Origin of the sequence: Streptomyces sp. NPDC096152, assembly GCF_044763235.1 — a bacterium.
GTDB lineage: Bacteria > Actinomycetota > Actinomycetes > Streptomycetales > Streptomycetaceae > Streptomyces.
In genome coordinates this window covers 539802-555250 of record NZ_JBIWFW010000002.1, presented here as the reverse complement: position 1 = coordinate 555250, position 15449 = coordinate 539802, and the positions used below count along the sequence as shown (strand labels likewise).

Here is a 15449-nt window from a genome sequence, read left to right as displayed (position 1 = left end):
CGGTCACGGTGGCGCGGGACCCCCATGGTGCTGGCCGTCCACCCGTCGTGGCCGCCGCGGCGCCGCCGGCCGGCGACAACCACCCCGACAGCCGAAGCGGCGCCGGCCGACGCGGCGGTGCGGTGTGCGGGCAGTGTGTGGACAGTGGCCGCGGCCCGGGGCCGGTCAGGCCGGGAGCACCGGGTTGAGGCGTACCGCCAGCAGGGCCACGTCGTCGCGTCCGTCCGGGGGCAGGCGGTCGAGCAGCTCGGCACAGGTCTCCTCGGGGTCGCCGGAGGTCTCGCCCACGACCGCGGCGAGCGAGTCCAGGGACCGCTGGAGGTCCTCGTGGCGGCGTTCGATGAGTCCGTCCGTGACCAGCAGGACGAGGGTTCCCGGTGCCGCGGTGATCCGCCGCGCGGGCGGGTGGGTCAGGCCGAGCCCGAGCAGGGGTCCGTGCTCGGTCACGTAGGAGATCGTGCCGTCCGGATCGCGCAGGAGGGGCGGGAGGTGACCGGCGTTCGCCACGTGGATGGTGTCCGAGCCGAACTCGATCAGCATGACGCACAGGGTCACGGTGGCGCCGGGCTCCACGGCGGTGAGCAGGTGGTCGAGCCGGGAGAGGACGACCTCGGGCGGATGCCCCTCCGCGGCGTACGCCCGCAGCGCGTGCCGTACCTGCCCCATCACCATCGCCGCGTCCAGCGAGTGCCCCGCGACGTCGCCCACGGCCACGACGAGGCCGGCGGGCGTGCTGATCGCCTCGTAGAAGTCGCCGCCGATCTCGGTGTGCTCGCTCGCCGGCAGATAGCGGACGGCTAGGTCCGCGCGGGCCGTCTCCGGCAGGCTCTCGGGAAGGAAGCTCCGCTGGAGGGTGAGCGCGAGGGCGTGCTCCTCGCTGTAGCTTCGCAGCGCCTCCAGCGCGAGCGCGGCGGCCTGGGTGAGCTGGACGAGCAGTTCGTCGTCGTCCGCGGTGGTGACGGCGTCCGCGGGCGTGACGATGACGACCGGCGGCCGCTCGGGCTTGGCCCGGCCGACGACGGTGCGGCGGCGGGCCGGGTCCTCCAGGCCGGGCGGCAGGCACGGCAGCGGGGGGTGGGCGGTGTGCACGACCCGCGCGCCGATCTGCTCGCGCCGGGGCAGCGGATTCCAGGCCGGCATCGGATGGACCTGCGGCTCGGCGGGGTGCGCGGTGGCGTCGTCGTGCCAGGTGTGGGCGACGAGAGTGGTGCCCTGTGGGGTGGTGAGTACGGCGGCCACCTCGCAGCGGAAGATGGCCGCCGCCCCCTGGGCCGTCACCCGCACCAGTTCGTGCGTGTCCGCGGCGCTGTACAGGGCGAGGGTGGCGCGGTTGAGCAGGTGCAGCCGCTCCGCGAGGAGTTCGGCGCGGCGGCGGGCCCGGGTGTAGCGCAGGGTCGCGGTGACGGTGGCGAGCAGCTCGTCGGGTGCGGTCGGCTCGACGAGGTAGGCGTCCGCGCCCCGGTACAGGCCCTGCGCCCGGTCGTTGACGGTGATGGCCGACGCGGAGATGTTGATCACCGGGACGGCGGCGGTGGCCGGGTTGCCCTTGATGTGCTCGCACACCTCGAATCCCGTCATGTCCGGCAGCCGTACGTCGACGATGGCGATCTCGGGCAACCCGTCCGGGCGGTCGAGCAGTTCGAGCGCGCGCGTGCCGTCCTCGGCCTCGGTGACCTCGTGCCCGGCCCGCCGCAGGGTGGTCGCCATGACGTAGCGGTTGGTCGGGTCGTCGTCGACGACGAGGATGTGTGCCGGACGGTGGTCCTTGTCGGGTCGCTGGGTCATCTTTCCTCGGGCCTGGGCGGCGTGGGTGGTGGGGCGGTGTCGGACTGCCGGACGGGTGGTGCCGGCGGGGAGTCCACGGCGGCGGCGAGGCCGGCGGCCGTGAGGCGGGACTTGTTCAGGACCGCCCGGGCGTGGGCGAGCCGCGCGTGGTCCACGTCGGCGGGGTCGAGCGCGGTGAGGACCACGACGGGAACGGCGTGGGTCGCCGGCTCCCCGGCCAGCAGCCGCTGGACCTCGTATCCGTCGGGGCCGGGCATGTTGAGGTCGAGGAGGACGGCGTCGGGCTGCTCCCGCGCGACGGTCGCGACGGCGCGGCCGCTGTCGGTGAGGACGGTGACGGACCCGGCGAGCCGGTCGAGGAGCGGGCGGAGGCCGGCCAGGAACGCCTCGTCGTCGTCGACGACCACGACGGACCGCCAGAGCGGGGCCGGGGGACGGTTCTCCTGCCCCGGTTCCGTCCGCGCGGGCCCGGTGCCCTCGGCGTCGGGCGCGGGCTGCGGGAGGTGGGCGGGGATCTCGACGGTGACGCGGGTGCCGCGGCCGATCTCGCTGTCGAGGGTGAGCGTGCCGCCGATCAGTTCGGTCAGCCGGCGGGCGTAGGGCAGTCCGAGGCCGGTGCCGGCCCGGCCGCGCTGATGCGGTCCGCGGACCTGGTAGAACTCCTCGAAGACGCGCTCCAGGTCGTCGGCCGGGATGCCCACTCCGGTGTCCTGGATCCGGAAGACGAAGCGGGCGCCGTCGTCGTGCTCCCGCTCCTCGACGTCCAGCGCGACCGAGCCCTCGGCGGTGAACTTCAGCGCGTTGGACAGGACGTTGCGCAGGACGCGGGTCAGCATGACCTCGTCGGTGCACAGGGGGTGCAGCTGGGCGTGGTCGGGGATGTCGAGGGTCACCCCGGGTCGTGCGGTGCCCTGGAGGGTGCCCCGCAACTGGTGCAGCAGCGTCCGCAGGTCGGTGTCGACCGGGTGCGGCTCCAGCCGGCCGGACTCGGCCTTGGCGACGTCGAGCAGCTCGTCCACCAGGGCCAGGAGGGTGCTGCCCGAGGTCTGGACGAGGGCGACCTGCCGGCGCTGCTCGGCCGTCAGCGGGTCCGCGCCGGGACCGAGCAGCAGCCGGGCCAGCGCGATGACGGAGTTCACCGGCGAGCGGAGTTCGTGGCTGACGTTGGCCCAGAAGCGGGTCCGGTACTCGCCCGCGAGTTCCAGCTGCCGTGTCTTGTCCTCCAGTTCCGCGTAGAGCGCGACGACGCCGCTGTTGGTCTCCTCCAGTTCGGCGGCCAGTTCGGAGTACAGCGCCAGCACGCCCGTGTTGGTCTCCTCCAGTTCGGCGTTCAGGCGCTGCAGTTCCTCCTGCTGGGACTGCGATTCCTCCAGGGCGACGAGGAGCTGGTGGTTCTGTGTGTGCAGGGTGTCGATCAGGTCCGCCGCTCCGTCGGCCCCGGCGAGTCGGGCGCGTACCGCGTCGGCGAGTTCGGCGGTCGACGGCCCGGAGGCGGGAGCGTGCTGGGCGAGGACCAGTTCGTGGCGGTGGCCGTCCGCGGAGAGCAGGCGGCAGTCGTCGAGCAGCCGGGTGGCCGCGGTCAGCAGCGTGGACGGCGGCCGGAGGGGGCCGCGCCAGTGGAAGCAGGCGGAGAGCGCCACGGCGTCGGTGCCTTCGAGGGAGAGCCGCGCGGTCAGCCCGGGTGCGCCGAGCAGTTGTTCCCCGGCCTCGCTGACCACGGTGGCCAGGCGGACCAGGGGGGCACCCGTCAGGCCCACGGCCCGGCACGCGGACTGGCAGCAGCGGCGCAGGGTGACCACGTCGCGTGCTTCCCGCAGTGCGATGGTGATCAGTTCCCGGGCGGACGGTTCGGCGTTCACGGCTGCCTGTGCACGGCCACGACGATGCCCGCGTCGTCGCGGCGTACGGCGGCCTGGTTCAGGATCTGCGCGGCGACCAGTGAAGGGTCCTGGGCGAGCAGGCCGGGGAAGTCGGCGGGCTTCCAGCGGTCGCTGAGGCCGTCGGAGTGCATGACCAGCGCGGCGCCGGGCGGGAGGCCCGCGTCGAAGGTGCGCAGGCGCGGCAGGTGGCTGCCGACGATGCCCGGCATGGACAGCAGCCCGCTGCGCCCGTCCCGGCCGGCGACCAGCGCGGTGATGTTGCCGACGCCGCACAGCTCCACGCGGTGCCGGACGAGGTCGACGAGGGCGATCGCCACGGCCGCGCCGCGGCTCCCGCGCAGCGCCTGGTGGATGTCCTGCAGCACGGCGGCGGGTTCGGTTCCACGGCTGTCGCGGAACGCGGCCCTGGCCAGGTCCCCGACCCGGGCGGCGAGCGGTCCGTGGCCGAGACCGTCGCACATGAGCAGCAGGAGGGTGTCGGAGGAGTCCCCGGCGGCGGTGCGTACGGCCCAGGTGTCGCCGCACACCTGCTCGCCGCCGATCGGCCGGGTCAGGCCTCCGGTCTCCACCGGGTTCGGGTCAGGTGCCCGGCCGCCGGCCCAGAAGCGTGCGAGCACGACCGTGCCGCGGCCGCGCAGGGAGTGCACGCCGAAGGCGTCGGCCAGACGTCCGATGGCGCCGAGGCCGATGCCCAGGCTGCCGGAGCCGGACGTCCCGTCGCGCAGGGCGCAGTGGATGTCGTCGATGCCGGGGCCGCTGTCGACGGACAGACACTCCACGGCGGCACGGTCGCGGGAGCGGACCACGCGCAGGACGATGGCGCCGTCCTCGGCGTGCTTGAGGAGGTTCGTCGCCATCTCCGTGACGCACAGTTCGACCCGGGCGACGCGCTCCTCGGACAGGCAGATGCCCCGGGCGAACTGCCCGGCCTGGCGGCGCGCGGACGCCGCGAGGGCGACGTCCGAGCGCAGCCAGCGCACATCGCCGGCCTCGGTGACGAGGGTCGCGTTCACCGTCCCCACTTCACAATGCGCACCGTGGTGCCCCCGGGTCCCGACTCGATGTGGAACTCGTCGACGAGCCGCTTGGCGCCGCTGAGACCGAGTCCCATGCCGTTGCCGGACGTCCAGCCGTCGGTGAGCGCCAGCTCGACGTCCGGTATACCCGGCCCCTGGTCCTGGAACTCCACGAAGATGCCGGGCCGGCCCGCGTCGTCGACGACGGCCGCGCGCACCACACCGCCGCCCCCGTAGATCAGCATGTTGCGGCCGAGTTCGCTGGCGGCCGTGACGAGTTTCGTCTGGTGGACCAGCGACAGGCCGCTGCGCTGGGCGAGGGTGCGCACCATCTGCCGTGCCGTGACCACGTCGCCGCTGCCGGCGACGGGCACCGCTTCCGCTGTGGTGCTCGTCGCGCCGTAGTCCTTCATGCGCGGCCCGCGGTGTCCGCGGTGAGACGCCGCAGGAGCCACAGACCGCGCTCGAGGTTGAGCGCGGTGCGGACGCCCTTCAGTGAGAGGCCGAGTTCGACGAGCGTCATCGCGACGGCGGGCCGCATGCCTACGACGATCGTCTCCGCGCCGAGCAGGCGCGAGATGGAGGCGTTGGTGGCCAGCATCCGCCCGACGAAGGAGTCGACGATCTCCAGGGCGGAGATGTCGATGACGACGCCTTTGGCGCCGGTGTCGACGATGCGGCGGGACAGGTCGTCCTGGAGGTCCATCACCATCTGGTCCTCCAGGTCCGTCTGGATGGAGACCAGCAGGATGTCGCCGATCTTGAGAACGGGGACGCGGTTGGTCACAGCAGACCCCGCACATCGTCGGCGCCGTCGCGGGCGACTTCGTTCAGCGCCTGGCGCAGCGCCTCGGACAGCGAGGCGTTGGTGGGGATGTCACCGAACTCGATGCCGAGGGCCACGATGGTCTGGGCGATCTGCGGCCGGATGCCCGAGATGGTGCACTGCGCACCCATCATGCGAGCGGCGACGACGGTCTTCAGCAGGTGCTGGGCGACCTGGGTGTCCACGGTCGGCACGCCGGTGATGTCGATGATGGCGTGGGTCGAGTCGCTGTCGACCAGGGTCTGCAGCAGCTTCTCCATGACCACCTGGGTGCGCGCGGAGTCCAGCGTGCCCACCAGGGGCACGCCCACGACGCCGTCCCACAGCTTCACCACGGGCGTGGAGAGCTCCAGGAGCTGCTCGGCCTGCGAGGAGATGATCTCCTCGCGGGTCCGGACGTACGCCTCCGTGGTGAGCAGGCTCAGGTCGTCCAGCAGGCGGGCGAACTGCAGGTACACCCGGGCGCCCTCGTGGTCGTCCGCGAGGGTCGGCTCCAGCACCTCCTTGAGGGCGAGCACGCTGCGCGCGGTCTCGGTGGGGGTGAAGCCCTGGCGGGCCCGGTTCCGGGAGAGCTCGATCAGCAGGCTGCGCACCTCGCCGAAGGCGTCGCCCCGGCCGGTCAGCCCGCCCGCCAGCAGGCCCTGGAGGACGGCCTCGTACAGTTCGCCCAGTTCACGGTTCAGCTCGGCGACGCTCAGCCGGCCCTGCAGCGCCTCGCCGACGTTCCTGGTCCACTGGCCGAGGAACGTGTCACGCTGCGCGGTCAGTGTCTCGACCAGCAGTTTCGTGTTGCTGTCAGTCGCCACGTCCACCCCATCAAACACTTGATTGAATATGCCATGCAGACCATACGGCAAACGGACGGCTGTACGACGTGACGCCGCGGGGGCGCGGCCGGGCCGGCGTGCGGCTCCCCCGCCTTCCCCTCCCCCGGACGCCCCCGGCTGCCCACTGGGCGGGCGCTACTCCCCGGCCTCCGGGCGGCCGGCCTGTACATAGCGGAGCCAGGGGTGCACGTCGCCGCTCGCCCGCACGTCGAAGCCCTGATCCTCGACGAGCCGCTCGAGCAGGTCGACGCGGTGGTGCGCCATGGCGTGCCCGAGTCCGGCCAGGACCAGATGGCGGCCGACGCCGCTGCGGGGCGGCCGGAACTCCACGACCAGCAGGCGTCCGCCGGGCCGCAGCACGCGACGCATCTCACGCAGTGCCTTCGGCCGCAGGTCCTCCGGCAGGTGGTGCAGCATGAGGCTGGTCACGACGGTGTCGAAGGAGGCGTCCGGCAGGTCGAGCGCCTCCGCGATGCCCTCCCGGTACACGCACGGCGCCGCGTCCCGTCCGCCACCGCCCTTGCGGCGGGCGTGGGCGAGGACGGTCGGCGACGGGTCGACGCCGGTGACCTCCCCCTCCGGCCCGGTCCGCGCCGCCATGCGCCGGGTCAGGTATCCGGTGCCGCATCCGACGTCCAGGACCCGGTCGCCGGGCCGCGCGCCGCTGAGGGCGGCCAGTTCGGTGAAGGCACGCCGCCGCCTGCCGCCGAAGCAGACCTCGGCGCACAGCTCGTAGGCCCGGGCGGACCCGATCGTCACGCCCGGGGTGTCCGCGTGGGGCTTGCCCTGCATGAGTCGTCCGAGAGACATGAGGCGTCACTCCCTAACTTAGTCGGGACTAAGTGCGGCCCTAACTTAGTCCCGACTAAGAAAAGAGACAAGGCCCGCATACGATGTCGGCGTGACCGAGTCCGACGCCCCCACCCCCGCGACCGCCGGCGGCAGCCGGAGGACACCGCGCACGCGCATGCCGGCGGCCGAGCGCCGGGCATCGATCCTGGCCGCCGCCACCGAGGTCTTCTCCGAGACCGGCTACCAGCGCGGCAAGGTCTCCGACATCGCCCGCAGGGTCGGGGTCACCGAACCGGTGGTCTTCCAGAACTTCGGCTCCAAGTCCGCGCTCTACCGGGCGACCCTCGACCACGCGGCGGCCTCGGTGACCGAACGGCTCACCGAGGCCGCCGACGCGGGGCGGCCCGTTCCGGAGGTCCTGGCGGCGTTCCTCGACCCGGCCCACATGGACGACTTCCACCGGCCCGGCGCCCACGGCTTCCTCTTCGCCGACGCGGCCGCCCTCGCGCACGACCCCGCCCTCCACGAGGCCGCGCGCGACATCCACCAGCACTTCGCCGCCGCGCTCGGCGAGCTGCTGCGGCGCGGCCAGCGGGCGGGCGACATCCGCGACGACATCGAGCCGGAGGCCGCGGCCTGGTGGCTGATCTCCCTGCTCGCCGGCCGGTCCTTCCGTGCCGCGGTGGCACCGGACCAGGACGTCCTGGAGGCCGACCTCACCCGGCTGGCACTGCGCTCGCTGCTGCGTGAGGCGCCGACGGGCGGATGTTCTGGTTGAGGTGGAACAGGTTCGTGGGGTCGTAGGCGTCCTTGACCCGGACGAGCCGTTCGTACACCGCGCCGGGGTAGGAGGCGCGCACCTTGTCCTGCGCGGCGTCCCCGGTGAAGTTGACGTACATGGCGCCGTGGCCGTGGCGGGCGATGTCCGCGCGGGCCCCGCGCGCCCAGGCGACGTGCGCGTCGAAGTCCGTCGCGTCCGGGGAGCGCGCGATCACGTTGCACAGCACGCTCGCCTCGCGCTGGCTGAACGCCGTGGCCTCCGCGGGTACGCGGGCGAAGGCGCCGCCCAGCTGGTGCAGGTGCACCTCGCTGAAGGGCGTCGGCGTGGCCGCGTGGTGCCGCAGCACCGCGTCGATCGCCGCGTCGGACGGCTCGATGAACGCCGAGGTGAAGTAGTTGTGGGCGCCGGCCGTCCACATCGGGTCCAGCAGGGTCTGCATGCCCAGGTACGGCATCGGGCCCATCAGGTCGGCGATCGGGGTGCCCAGGGCCCGCAGCGGGGCCACGGCCTCCTCGCCGTCCGCCGGGGTGCCGGCGTACATGCCGGCCAGCACCACGACCCGGGTGCCGTGGACCTCCTCCGGGAGGAACGGCAGCGGGGGCGCGGTGGTCATGACCAGCATCGTCGTCAGGTCGTCGGGCGCGTGCGCGGTCAGTTCGCGCCAGCGGGTGACGACCTGCCGGGCCTGCGCGGCGGGGTAGAAGACGAGGCCGCCCAGGATCTGCGGCCCGACGGGGTGCAGCGCGTACTCCAGCGAGGTGACGACGCCGAAGTTGCCGCCGCCGCCCCGCAGGGCCCAGAACAGGTCCGGGTGCTCCCGCGCGTCGGCGCGCACCACGCGGCCGTCGGCGGTGACCACCTCGGCCGCCGTCAGGTTGTCGCTGGCCAGGCCGTGGCGGCGCAGCAGCCAGCCCACCCCGCCGCCGAGCGTGAAGCCCGCTATGCCGGTCGACGACACCAGGCCACCGGTCACGGCGAGGCCGAAGACCTGCGTCTCGTGGTCGAGGTCGCCCCAGGTCACGCCGCCCTGGGCGGCCACCCGGCGCCGTACGGGGTCGACGGCCACGCCCTTCATCGGCGAGAGGTCGATGACGACGCCGTCGTCGCAGGTGGAGAACCCGGCGATGCTGTGGGCGCCGCCGCGCACCGCGACGGGCAGGTCCTGGCTGCGGGCGAACTCCACGGCGCGGATCACGTCCGCGGTCCCGGCGCAGCGCACGACGAGGGCCGGGTGCTTGTCGTGGGTCGCGTTCCAGACCGCGCGGGCCTGGTCGTAGGAGGCGTCTCCCGGGCGGACGACCGTGCCGCGCAGGCCCGCCTCCAGCTCGTTGATGGTGGCGTCCCCCAGGACGCCCCTCGCGGTGTCGATCGACATGGCCGGCTCCTCGGTGGTGAGTGTTCCGCTTCGACACCAAGGACCGTAGGGAGCGTCTCTTAGCACTCACTCAGCAGCCGCTTTGCGGGGCGGTCGGGCCGGCGTCGGCTCGGTGACCGCGTCGCGCCCGTGGCCGGGCCCGGGTCGGCCGCCTTTCTCCGCCCGCGGCAGGACCCCACTCGGCCGGCCTCCCACGCCCGCGGCCGAACCCGACCCGGACCGCCGGTTCGCGCCTGCGGCCGGCGCGCGCTCGGCCGCCCTCCCACGCCCGCGGCCGAACAATCCGGTTCAACCCGGCGTTCCCCGCCCGCGGCCGGCGCGCGCTCGGCGCTCTCCGTGAGCATGGCCCGGCGCGCATCCGGCAGGCGCGCTGCGGGCCCGCACGGCGCTCGCTCGCCGCTTCTGCGCGGCCGAGCCCGGCGTTCACTCGGCCGTCGCCTTCTGCGGGCGGGGCAGTGCGCGGCTCAGGGCGGCCTGGCCGCGGGAGTCGCCGAGGCGGGCGAAGAGGTCCTCGGCCCGGGCGGCCGACACCCGGGCGGCGTCACGGTCCCCCGCCTGCCACTCCAGCCGCGCCAGCATGAGCGCGACCCAGCCGGCTGCGCAGGGCGACCCGGCGACCTGCTCCAGGCTCCGGGCCCGGGTCAGCAGGGCACGGGCCTCCTCCGCGTCTCCCGCCGCCCGGGCCACCAGTCCGAGGTGCAGCAGGCTGTTGGTGGCGCCCGGGATGTCGTCGGTCTCCTCGAACCCGGCGAGGGCGCGGGCGACGGCGGACCGAGCGCCGGTGGTGTCCCCCTCGGCCAGCCGGAGCAGGCCGAGGCAGCCGAGGGTGATGCCCTCCTCCCGGCGGTCGCCGAGGCGGCGCCGGAGCGCCAGGGCGGCGTCGAGGTACTCGCGGGCCGCGCCGAAGTCGCCGTGGGCGCGGCAGATGTTGCCGAGGGCGTTCAGGGTCAGGGACTCGCCGTGCGGGTCGGCGAGCGCTCTGAAGCAGTCGGCGCCGCGTTCGGCGGCCGCCCGGGCGCCGGCCGGATCGGCGTCCAGCCGGGCCGCCCAGGCGAGCGTGGACAGCACGTAACCACGGGCCCGGGCCGTGCCGACCGTGCGGCCCCCGAGCACCGTCTCCTCGAAGAACAGCGACACGAGCCGCTCCGACTCGTCCTCCTCCACCACGTAACCCGGAGTCATGACCGGGAAGAAGGGCGCCCGCCCCTCCCCGGCCCCGTCGAGGAGCCGCAGGCTCTCCGCGCAGGCCGCGCGGGCCGCCGCCGCCTCGCCGCGGCAGACGGCCCAGACGCCCTCGTGGTGGGCGACGACGGCGAGCACGGCGGGGTCGCCCGCCTCCCGGGCGAGCTTCCGGGCCCGGTCGAGCGCCGTCCGGGCCCGGTCCCAGCCGCCGCGCATCCACAGCAGGACGGCCTGCTGGAAGTGGGCGTACGCGAGGGCCGCCGGGTCGTCCCGCCGCTGGTGGATCGCGACGATCTGCGCGCCGATGTCCTCCAGGGCGGACCCGTCCCCGAGGCGGATCGCCAGCACGCCCTGCCCCATCAGCGCCCGGGCGCGCTGCGGCGTGGGCCGCGGGGCCGCGGCCAGCGCGTCGTCCAGCCAGCGCCGCCCCTCCGCCAGACGCCCGCGTTCGGACCAGAACAGCCGCAGCGCGACCGCCAGGCGCAGCGCGCCGTCCGGGTCGGTGCGCAGCAGCGAGCGCAACGCGGCGCGGAGGTTGCCGTAGTCGGCCTCCAGCTCCAGTGAGGGCGCCCCGGAGATCCCGGTGGGGGGCTCGTGGTCGCGGGCCAGGGCCAGTTCCAGGTAGAAGCGCCGGTGGCGCGCCTCGGTGGCCGGCAGTTCCCCGGCGGCCCGCAGGCGCTCGGCCGCGTACTGCCGGATCGTCTCCAGCAGGCGGTAGCGGGCCTCGTCCGGGTGGGGCTCGACCGTCACCAGGGACTTGTCGGCCAGTCGGCCGAGGAGGTCGAGGACCGTGGCACGCGCGGTGTCGTCGGCGCACACCTGTTCGGCGGCGGCCAGCGAGAAGCCGCCCGTGAAGACGGCGAGCCGGCGGAACAGGCGCCGCTCCTCCTCGTCCAGCAGCCGGTGGCTCCATTCCAGGGTCGCCAGCAGCGTCTCCTGCCGGGTGACGCCGTGCCGGCTGCCCCGGCCGAGGAGGGCCAGGGCGTCGTCGAGCCGTTCGGCGATCTGGCGCGGGGCCAGCAGGCGCACCCGGGCCGCCGCCAGTTCCAGGGCCAGCGGCATGCCGTCGAGCCGGAAGCAGATCTGCGCCACGGCGGCGGCGTTGTCCGGCCTCAGCCGGAATCCGGGGGCGGCGTCGGCGGCCCGCTCCACGAACAGCCGTACGGAGGCGAAGCGGCCCAGTTCCGGCACGGGCGGCAGCCGGCGGGGGTCCGGCAGGCTCAGGGACGGCACCCGGAAGCAGCGCTCCCCGTAGCTGCGCAGCGGCTCCCGGCTGGTCGCGAGCACGGCGACCCGCGGGCAGCGGGCGATGATCGCGGAGACCAGGGCGGCGCAGGCGTCGACCAGGTGCTCGCAGTTGTCCAGCACCAGCAGCAGCTCCCGGCCGGCGAGTTGGGCGACCAGTGCTTCCCGGGCGTCGGCGGAGTGCGGGAGCTGGAGCCCCAGCACCGCGGCGACCGCGTCAGGTACGAGGTGCGCTTCGGTGAGTGCGGCGAGGTCGACGAACCACACCCCGTCCCGGTGGGCACCTGTCCGGCGGGCCGCCACGGCGAGCGCGAGCCGGGTCTTGCCGCATCCGCCCGCCCCGGTCAGGGTGAGCAGCCCGCGGTGCCCGAGCAGCGCCTCCACCTCGGCCGTCTCGCGCTCCCGGCCGATGAGGGCGGTCGGCTGCTCCGGCAGGTTGTGCCGGGGCGCGTCCCGCCGTTCCTCCCCGGTGTCGGCGGCGCCGGGCCGCTCCGCCTCCACCTCGACGGAGTCGGCCAGCAGCGCGCGGTAGAGGCTGCGCGTCCGGGGATCGGGATCGGCGCCCGTGTCGCGGCGCAGCGCGTCCCGCAGCCGCTCGTAGGCGGCCAGCGCGTCGCGGCGCCGTCCGGCGTCGGCCAGGGCCCCCATCAGGGCGCGCCCCGCGGGTTCGTGCAGGGGGTCCTCGGCGACCAGCACCCGCAGGACGTCGACGGCCTCGGCCGGGCGGTCCTCGCGCCGCAGCGCCTCGGCCAGGCCCAGTCTCAACGCGGTGCGCCGGGTCTCGAGCGCGGCGGCCGCCTCGTCGGTCCAGGGCTCGTACGGGTCCTCGGGGAGCAGTCCGGGTTCGGCCAGGGCGAGCGCGGCCCGGTACCGTGCCGCGGTGCCGTCGTCCGCGGTCCGCCGGACCGCCTCGTCGAGCTCGTCGAGGTCGACGCGCACCCCGCCGTCCGGGCCGAGCAGCACCAGGTCGTCCCGGAGGACCAGGACGTCTCCGGGGGTCCCCGCGGAGGCCAGCGCACGGCGCGCGGCGTGCAGCACCTGATGCAGGTTGTTCGACGCGGACGACGGGTCGAGGTCGGGCCACAGGAGGTCGTACAGCTTCTCGCGGTGCATCCGGTGACCCGGTGCCAGGCACAGCAGCTTCAGCAGGCCGCGGGCCTTGCGCAGCCGCCACGCCCCGGCGGCCACCGGGCGGTCCCCGACCGCCACCGCGAATCCGCCGAGGAGCCGGATGCGTACCTCATCGGCCATGGTTGTCCTCACGAGCAGGCTACCGCCCGGCCGGTGGCGGGTCCCGCGGGGAGTGCGGGGAGCCTGGTGAGGGCGAAGAGCGCTGGGCGCGCTGGGAGCACGGAAGGCCTGGTGAGGGGCGAAGGGCGGGCGCGGGAAGGGCGCGGGGCTCGGAGGTCGCCCCCCGGCGTTGGTTTCCCGTGGAGCAGAGCCAGGGGGCGGGTGGGGGCCCGATCTGCAACCCACACACCTTGCTTCGGTGCGGCGGCGGTCTGCGGATGCAGCCGCGACCGGCTCGGATCATGCTGGGGTCATGCCTCCTGGACCGCCCGTGGTCGTGTACCCGCCCGCCGAGGACGGCGGACGGCGGGTCCGGGTGGGCGACCACTTCTTCGGCATGGCGTACGGGCCGCTGGACGTGGTCGACTTCCTGCGGCGGGCCGGGATCGAGGAGGCCGACCGGGCCTACGTCACGCAGTCGCGGCGGATCGAGTGGCGGGGCGGCGGGCCTGGCGTGTGGGAGTGCCCCTACGGCTGACCCGGAGGGGCGATCGGCGCGCGCGGACCGATCGGAGCCCCGGACCGATCAGGGCGTACGACCGATCGGAGCCCGCGGACAGACCGGAGCCCGCGGACCGATCAGAGCCTGACGACGATCAGGGCGATGTCGTCGCGGCCCCCGCTGGCGACGCCGAGCCGGGCCAGCAGGGTGTCGGCGAGCTGCTCGGTGCCGAGCCGGGCGCAGTCGGTGACCGCGTCGGCCAGCCGGCGCAGACCTTCGTCGATGTCCTCGTTGCGGCGTTCGATGAGGCCGTCGGTGTAGAGCACCAGGGTGTCGCCGCGCTTGTAGTGGACGCTGGCCTGGGAGCGCGGGACGTGCTGCGGGCGGGTGCCCAGGGGCGGGTCGGTGGCCTGGTCGAGCAGCTCGTAGCCGCCGTACGGGTGGGCGAGGATGGCCGGCGGATGTCCGGCGGTGCTGTAGGTGATCAGACAGCTGCGGGTGTCGACCATCGCCTTGACCGCGGTGGTGCCGAGGGCCCCCTCGACCGACCGCGCGTACAGGCCGAGCACCTCCAGCGCCTGCGCGGGGCGCTCCTGCGCCCGGATGGCGGCGGACAGGGCGCTGCGGAGCATGCCCATGACGGCGGCGGCCTCGAGACCGTGGCCGATGACGTCGCCGACGGCCAGGGCGAGCCGGTCCGGCGGGATGTCGACGACGTCGTACCAGTCGCCGCAGATGTTCAGCGAGCCGGTGGCGGGCAGGTAGCGCACCGCGACGTCGTGCTTGTGGTGGGCCAGGTCGGGGGCGTGCAGCATGGCCTCCTGGAGCGTGACCGCGACCTCGCGTTCGCGGGCGTGGGCCCGCCGCAGCTCCTCGTTCAGCCGCTGCAGCTCCCGTGCCCGCGCGTACAGTTCGGCCTCCAGCGCCTGGGCTTCTTCCAGGTGGACGCCCAGCCGCAGACCGGGGTGGGTGGCCCGGTGGGCCTTGATGTACGCGGTCACGTCCTCCACCCGGTGGATGATCCACGCCACCTGGCCGTCGGGGCCGAGGACGGGTGTGTTCACCGGGGACCACCAGCGTTCCTCGAACATGTCGGGCCGGCCGGACACCGGGATGTCGTACTTCTGCAGCGCCATGGTGTCCGCACGGCGGGTGCTGAGCACCCGGTGCAGGGAGGCGTCGAGGTTGCGCACGCCGTCGGCCTCGGGGTCGGCGGGGTTGTCGGGGAACGCCGTGAAGAGGTGCTGGCCGATCAGCTCCTCGCGGGTCCGCCCGGTCACCTCCAGGTAGGCGTCGTTCACATCGACGATCACCAGGTCGGGGCCGAGGACCAGGTAGGGGCTGGGGGTGGCCGCGAACAGCGCGGCATGATCGACCTGCGGTGCCATCGTCTTTCCCGTCCCGCCGTCATCGCCGACTCTGCCCAATCTAGGGCCGGCCGCCGGATACCGCCTCCGCGTGCCACCTTCGGCCGGTCGCCGGCGCCGGTCGCGGGCGCCCGGCTCAGGGGGCCACGGCCGCGGCGGCCGGGGCGGGGGCGTCGCGCAGGCCGAGGCGGAGGTGCTCCACGTGGTAGAGGGCCTGTTCGAGGAGCTCGGCGACGTGGTTGTCGTACAGCGCGTAGATGACCGAGCGGCCCCGGCGCTCGCCGGTGACCAGTCCGAGGTTGCGCAGCAGGCGCAGCTGGTGGGAGCAGGCGGACTGCTCCATGCCGACCGCGTCGGCGAGTTCCGTGGCCGCGCAGGGGCCCTCCTGGAGGCGGGCCAGGATCCGCAGCCGGGACGGTGTGGCGAGGGCCTGCAGCGTGGCGGCCACGTCGGCGGCGCCCACGGTCTCCAGGCGCTCGCGTGCGGTGGCGGTGGTCTTGGCGTCAGCTCCGTGGCCCATGGCCTTCATCCTACGGAGAACCACCCATGAACGCATGAACGCTTCTTCATGCGCTCCTGTACGGTGGCGGGAGCGGTGCCGCCCGTCCGGCTGCCCGACCATCCCGTTCACACTCCCGCGA

At 74.5% G+C, this 15449-nt stretch carries 13 protein-coding genes; 2 read left to right on the top strand and 11 right to left on the bottom strand.

Annotated elements, in window-relative coordinates; genetic code table 11:
* Positions 1–165: 165 nt before the first annotated feature.
* The 7 genes from ACIQ9G_RS07960 to ACIQ9G_RS07930 form a co-directional block, all read right to left on the bottom strand.
* Positions 166–1785 carry a SpoIIE family protein phosphatase gene (locus tag ACIQ9G_RS07960; RefSeq protein WP_403607458.1) on the bottom strand — a complete coding sequence of 540 codons (1620 nt, stop codon included), beginning with the start codon at positions 1783–1785 and terminating at the stop codon, positions 166–168.
* Entirely contained in the window at positions 1782–3644 is a 1863-nt protein-coding gene (locus ACIQ9G_RS07955; RefSeq protein WP_403607457.1) for an ATP-binding protein, read from the bottom strand. Before ACIQ9G_RS07955 ends, ACIQ9G_RS07960 begins: the two co-directional genes overlap by 4 nt.
* Positions 3641–4678, bottom strand: a complete 1038-nt coding sequence (locus tag ACIQ9G_RS07950; RefSeq protein WP_403607456.1) for an ATP-binding protein — start codon at positions 4676–4678, stop codon at positions 3641–3643. The genes ACIQ9G_RS07955 and ACIQ9G_RS07950 overlap by 4 nt, the downstream gene beginning before the upstream one ends.
* Positions 4675–5094, bottom strand: coding sequence for an anti-sigma regulatory factor (locus tag ACIQ9G_RS07945; RefSeq protein WP_403607455.1), 420 nt, complete (start codon positions 5092–5094; stop codon positions 4675–4677). The genes ACIQ9G_RS07950 and ACIQ9G_RS07945 overlap by 4 nt, the downstream gene beginning before the upstream one ends.
* Complete coding sequence (locus tag ACIQ9G_RS07940; protein WP_403607454.1) at positions 5091–5468, bottom strand: STAS domain-containing protein; 378 nt, start codon at positions 5466–5468, stop codon at positions 5091–5093. The genes ACIQ9G_RS07945 and ACIQ9G_RS07940 overlap by 4 nt, the downstream gene beginning before the upstream one ends.
* Positions 5465–6313 (bottom strand): STAS domain-containing protein, encoded by an 849-nt coding sequence (locus ACIQ9G_RS07935; protein ID WP_403607453.1) that lies wholly within the window; start codon positions 6311–6313, stop codon positions 5465–5467. The genes ACIQ9G_RS07940 and ACIQ9G_RS07935 overlap by 4 nt, the downstream gene beginning before the upstream one ends.
* Before the next feature lie 156 nt (positions 6314–6469).
* Complete coding sequence (locus ACIQ9G_RS07930; RefSeq protein WP_403607452.1) at positions 6470–7144, bottom strand: class I SAM-dependent methyltransferase; 675 nt, start codon at positions 7142–7144, stop codon at positions 6470–6472.
* Between the two features lie 91 nt (positions 7145–7235).
* Here ACIQ9G_RS07930 and ACIQ9G_RS07925 point away from each other — a divergent pair, with 91 nt between their 5' ends.
* The gene (locus tag ACIQ9G_RS07925) at positions 7236–7904 is read left to right on the top strand and encodes a TetR/AcrR family transcriptional regulator (RefSeq protein WP_403607451.1); all 669 of its coding nucleotides are present in this window, start codon (positions 7236–7238) and stop codon (positions 7902–7904) included.
* Here the strand turns inward: ACIQ9G_RS07925 and ACIQ9G_RS07920 are convergent.
* Both ACIQ9G_RS07920 and ACIQ9G_RS07915 read right to left on the bottom strand, forming a co-directional pair.
* Positions 7843–9282: an FAD-binding oxidoreductase gene (locus tag ACIQ9G_RS07920; RefSeq protein ID WP_403607450.1), complete on the bottom strand. Its 1440-nt coding sequence runs from the start codon at positions 9280–9282 to the stop codon at positions 7843–7845. The two genes, ACIQ9G_RS07925 and ACIQ9G_RS07920, sit on opposite strands and share 62 nt — an antisense overlap.
* A gap of 423 nt (positions 9283–9705) precedes the next feature.
* Positions 9706–12960 carry an AfsR/SARP family transcriptional regulator gene (locus ACIQ9G_RS07915; protein WP_403607449.1) on the bottom strand — a complete coding sequence of 1085 codons (3255 nt, stop codon included), beginning with the start codon at positions 12958–12960 and terminating at the stop codon, positions 9706–9708.
* A 292-nt stretch (positions 12961–13252) separates the two neighbouring features.
* Here ACIQ9G_RS07915 and ACIQ9G_RS07910 point away from each other — a divergent pair, with 292 nt between their 5' ends.
* Positions 13253–13477, top strand: coding sequence for a hypothetical protein (locus ACIQ9G_RS07910; RefSeq protein ID WP_403607448.1), 225 nt, complete (start codon positions 13253–13255; stop codon positions 13475–13477).
* Positions 13478–13578: 101 nt separating this feature from the next.
* On the opposite strand, the gene ACIQ9G_RS07905 is transcribed toward ACIQ9G_RS07910, so the two are convergent.
* Both ACIQ9G_RS07905 and ACIQ9G_RS07900 read right to left on the bottom strand, forming a co-directional pair.
* Entirely contained in the window at positions 13579–14829 is a 1251-nt protein-coding gene (locus ACIQ9G_RS07905; protein WP_403607447.1) for a PP2C family protein-serine/threonine phosphatase, read from the bottom strand.
* A 115-nt stretch (positions 14830–14944) separates the two neighbouring features.
* Positions 14945–15328 (bottom strand): ArsR/SmtB family transcription factor, encoded by a 384-nt coding sequence (locus tag ACIQ9G_RS07900; RefSeq protein WP_403607446.1) that lies wholly within the window; start codon positions 15326–15328, stop codon positions 14945–14947.
* Between the last annotated feature and the right edge of the window lie 121 nt (positions 15329–15449).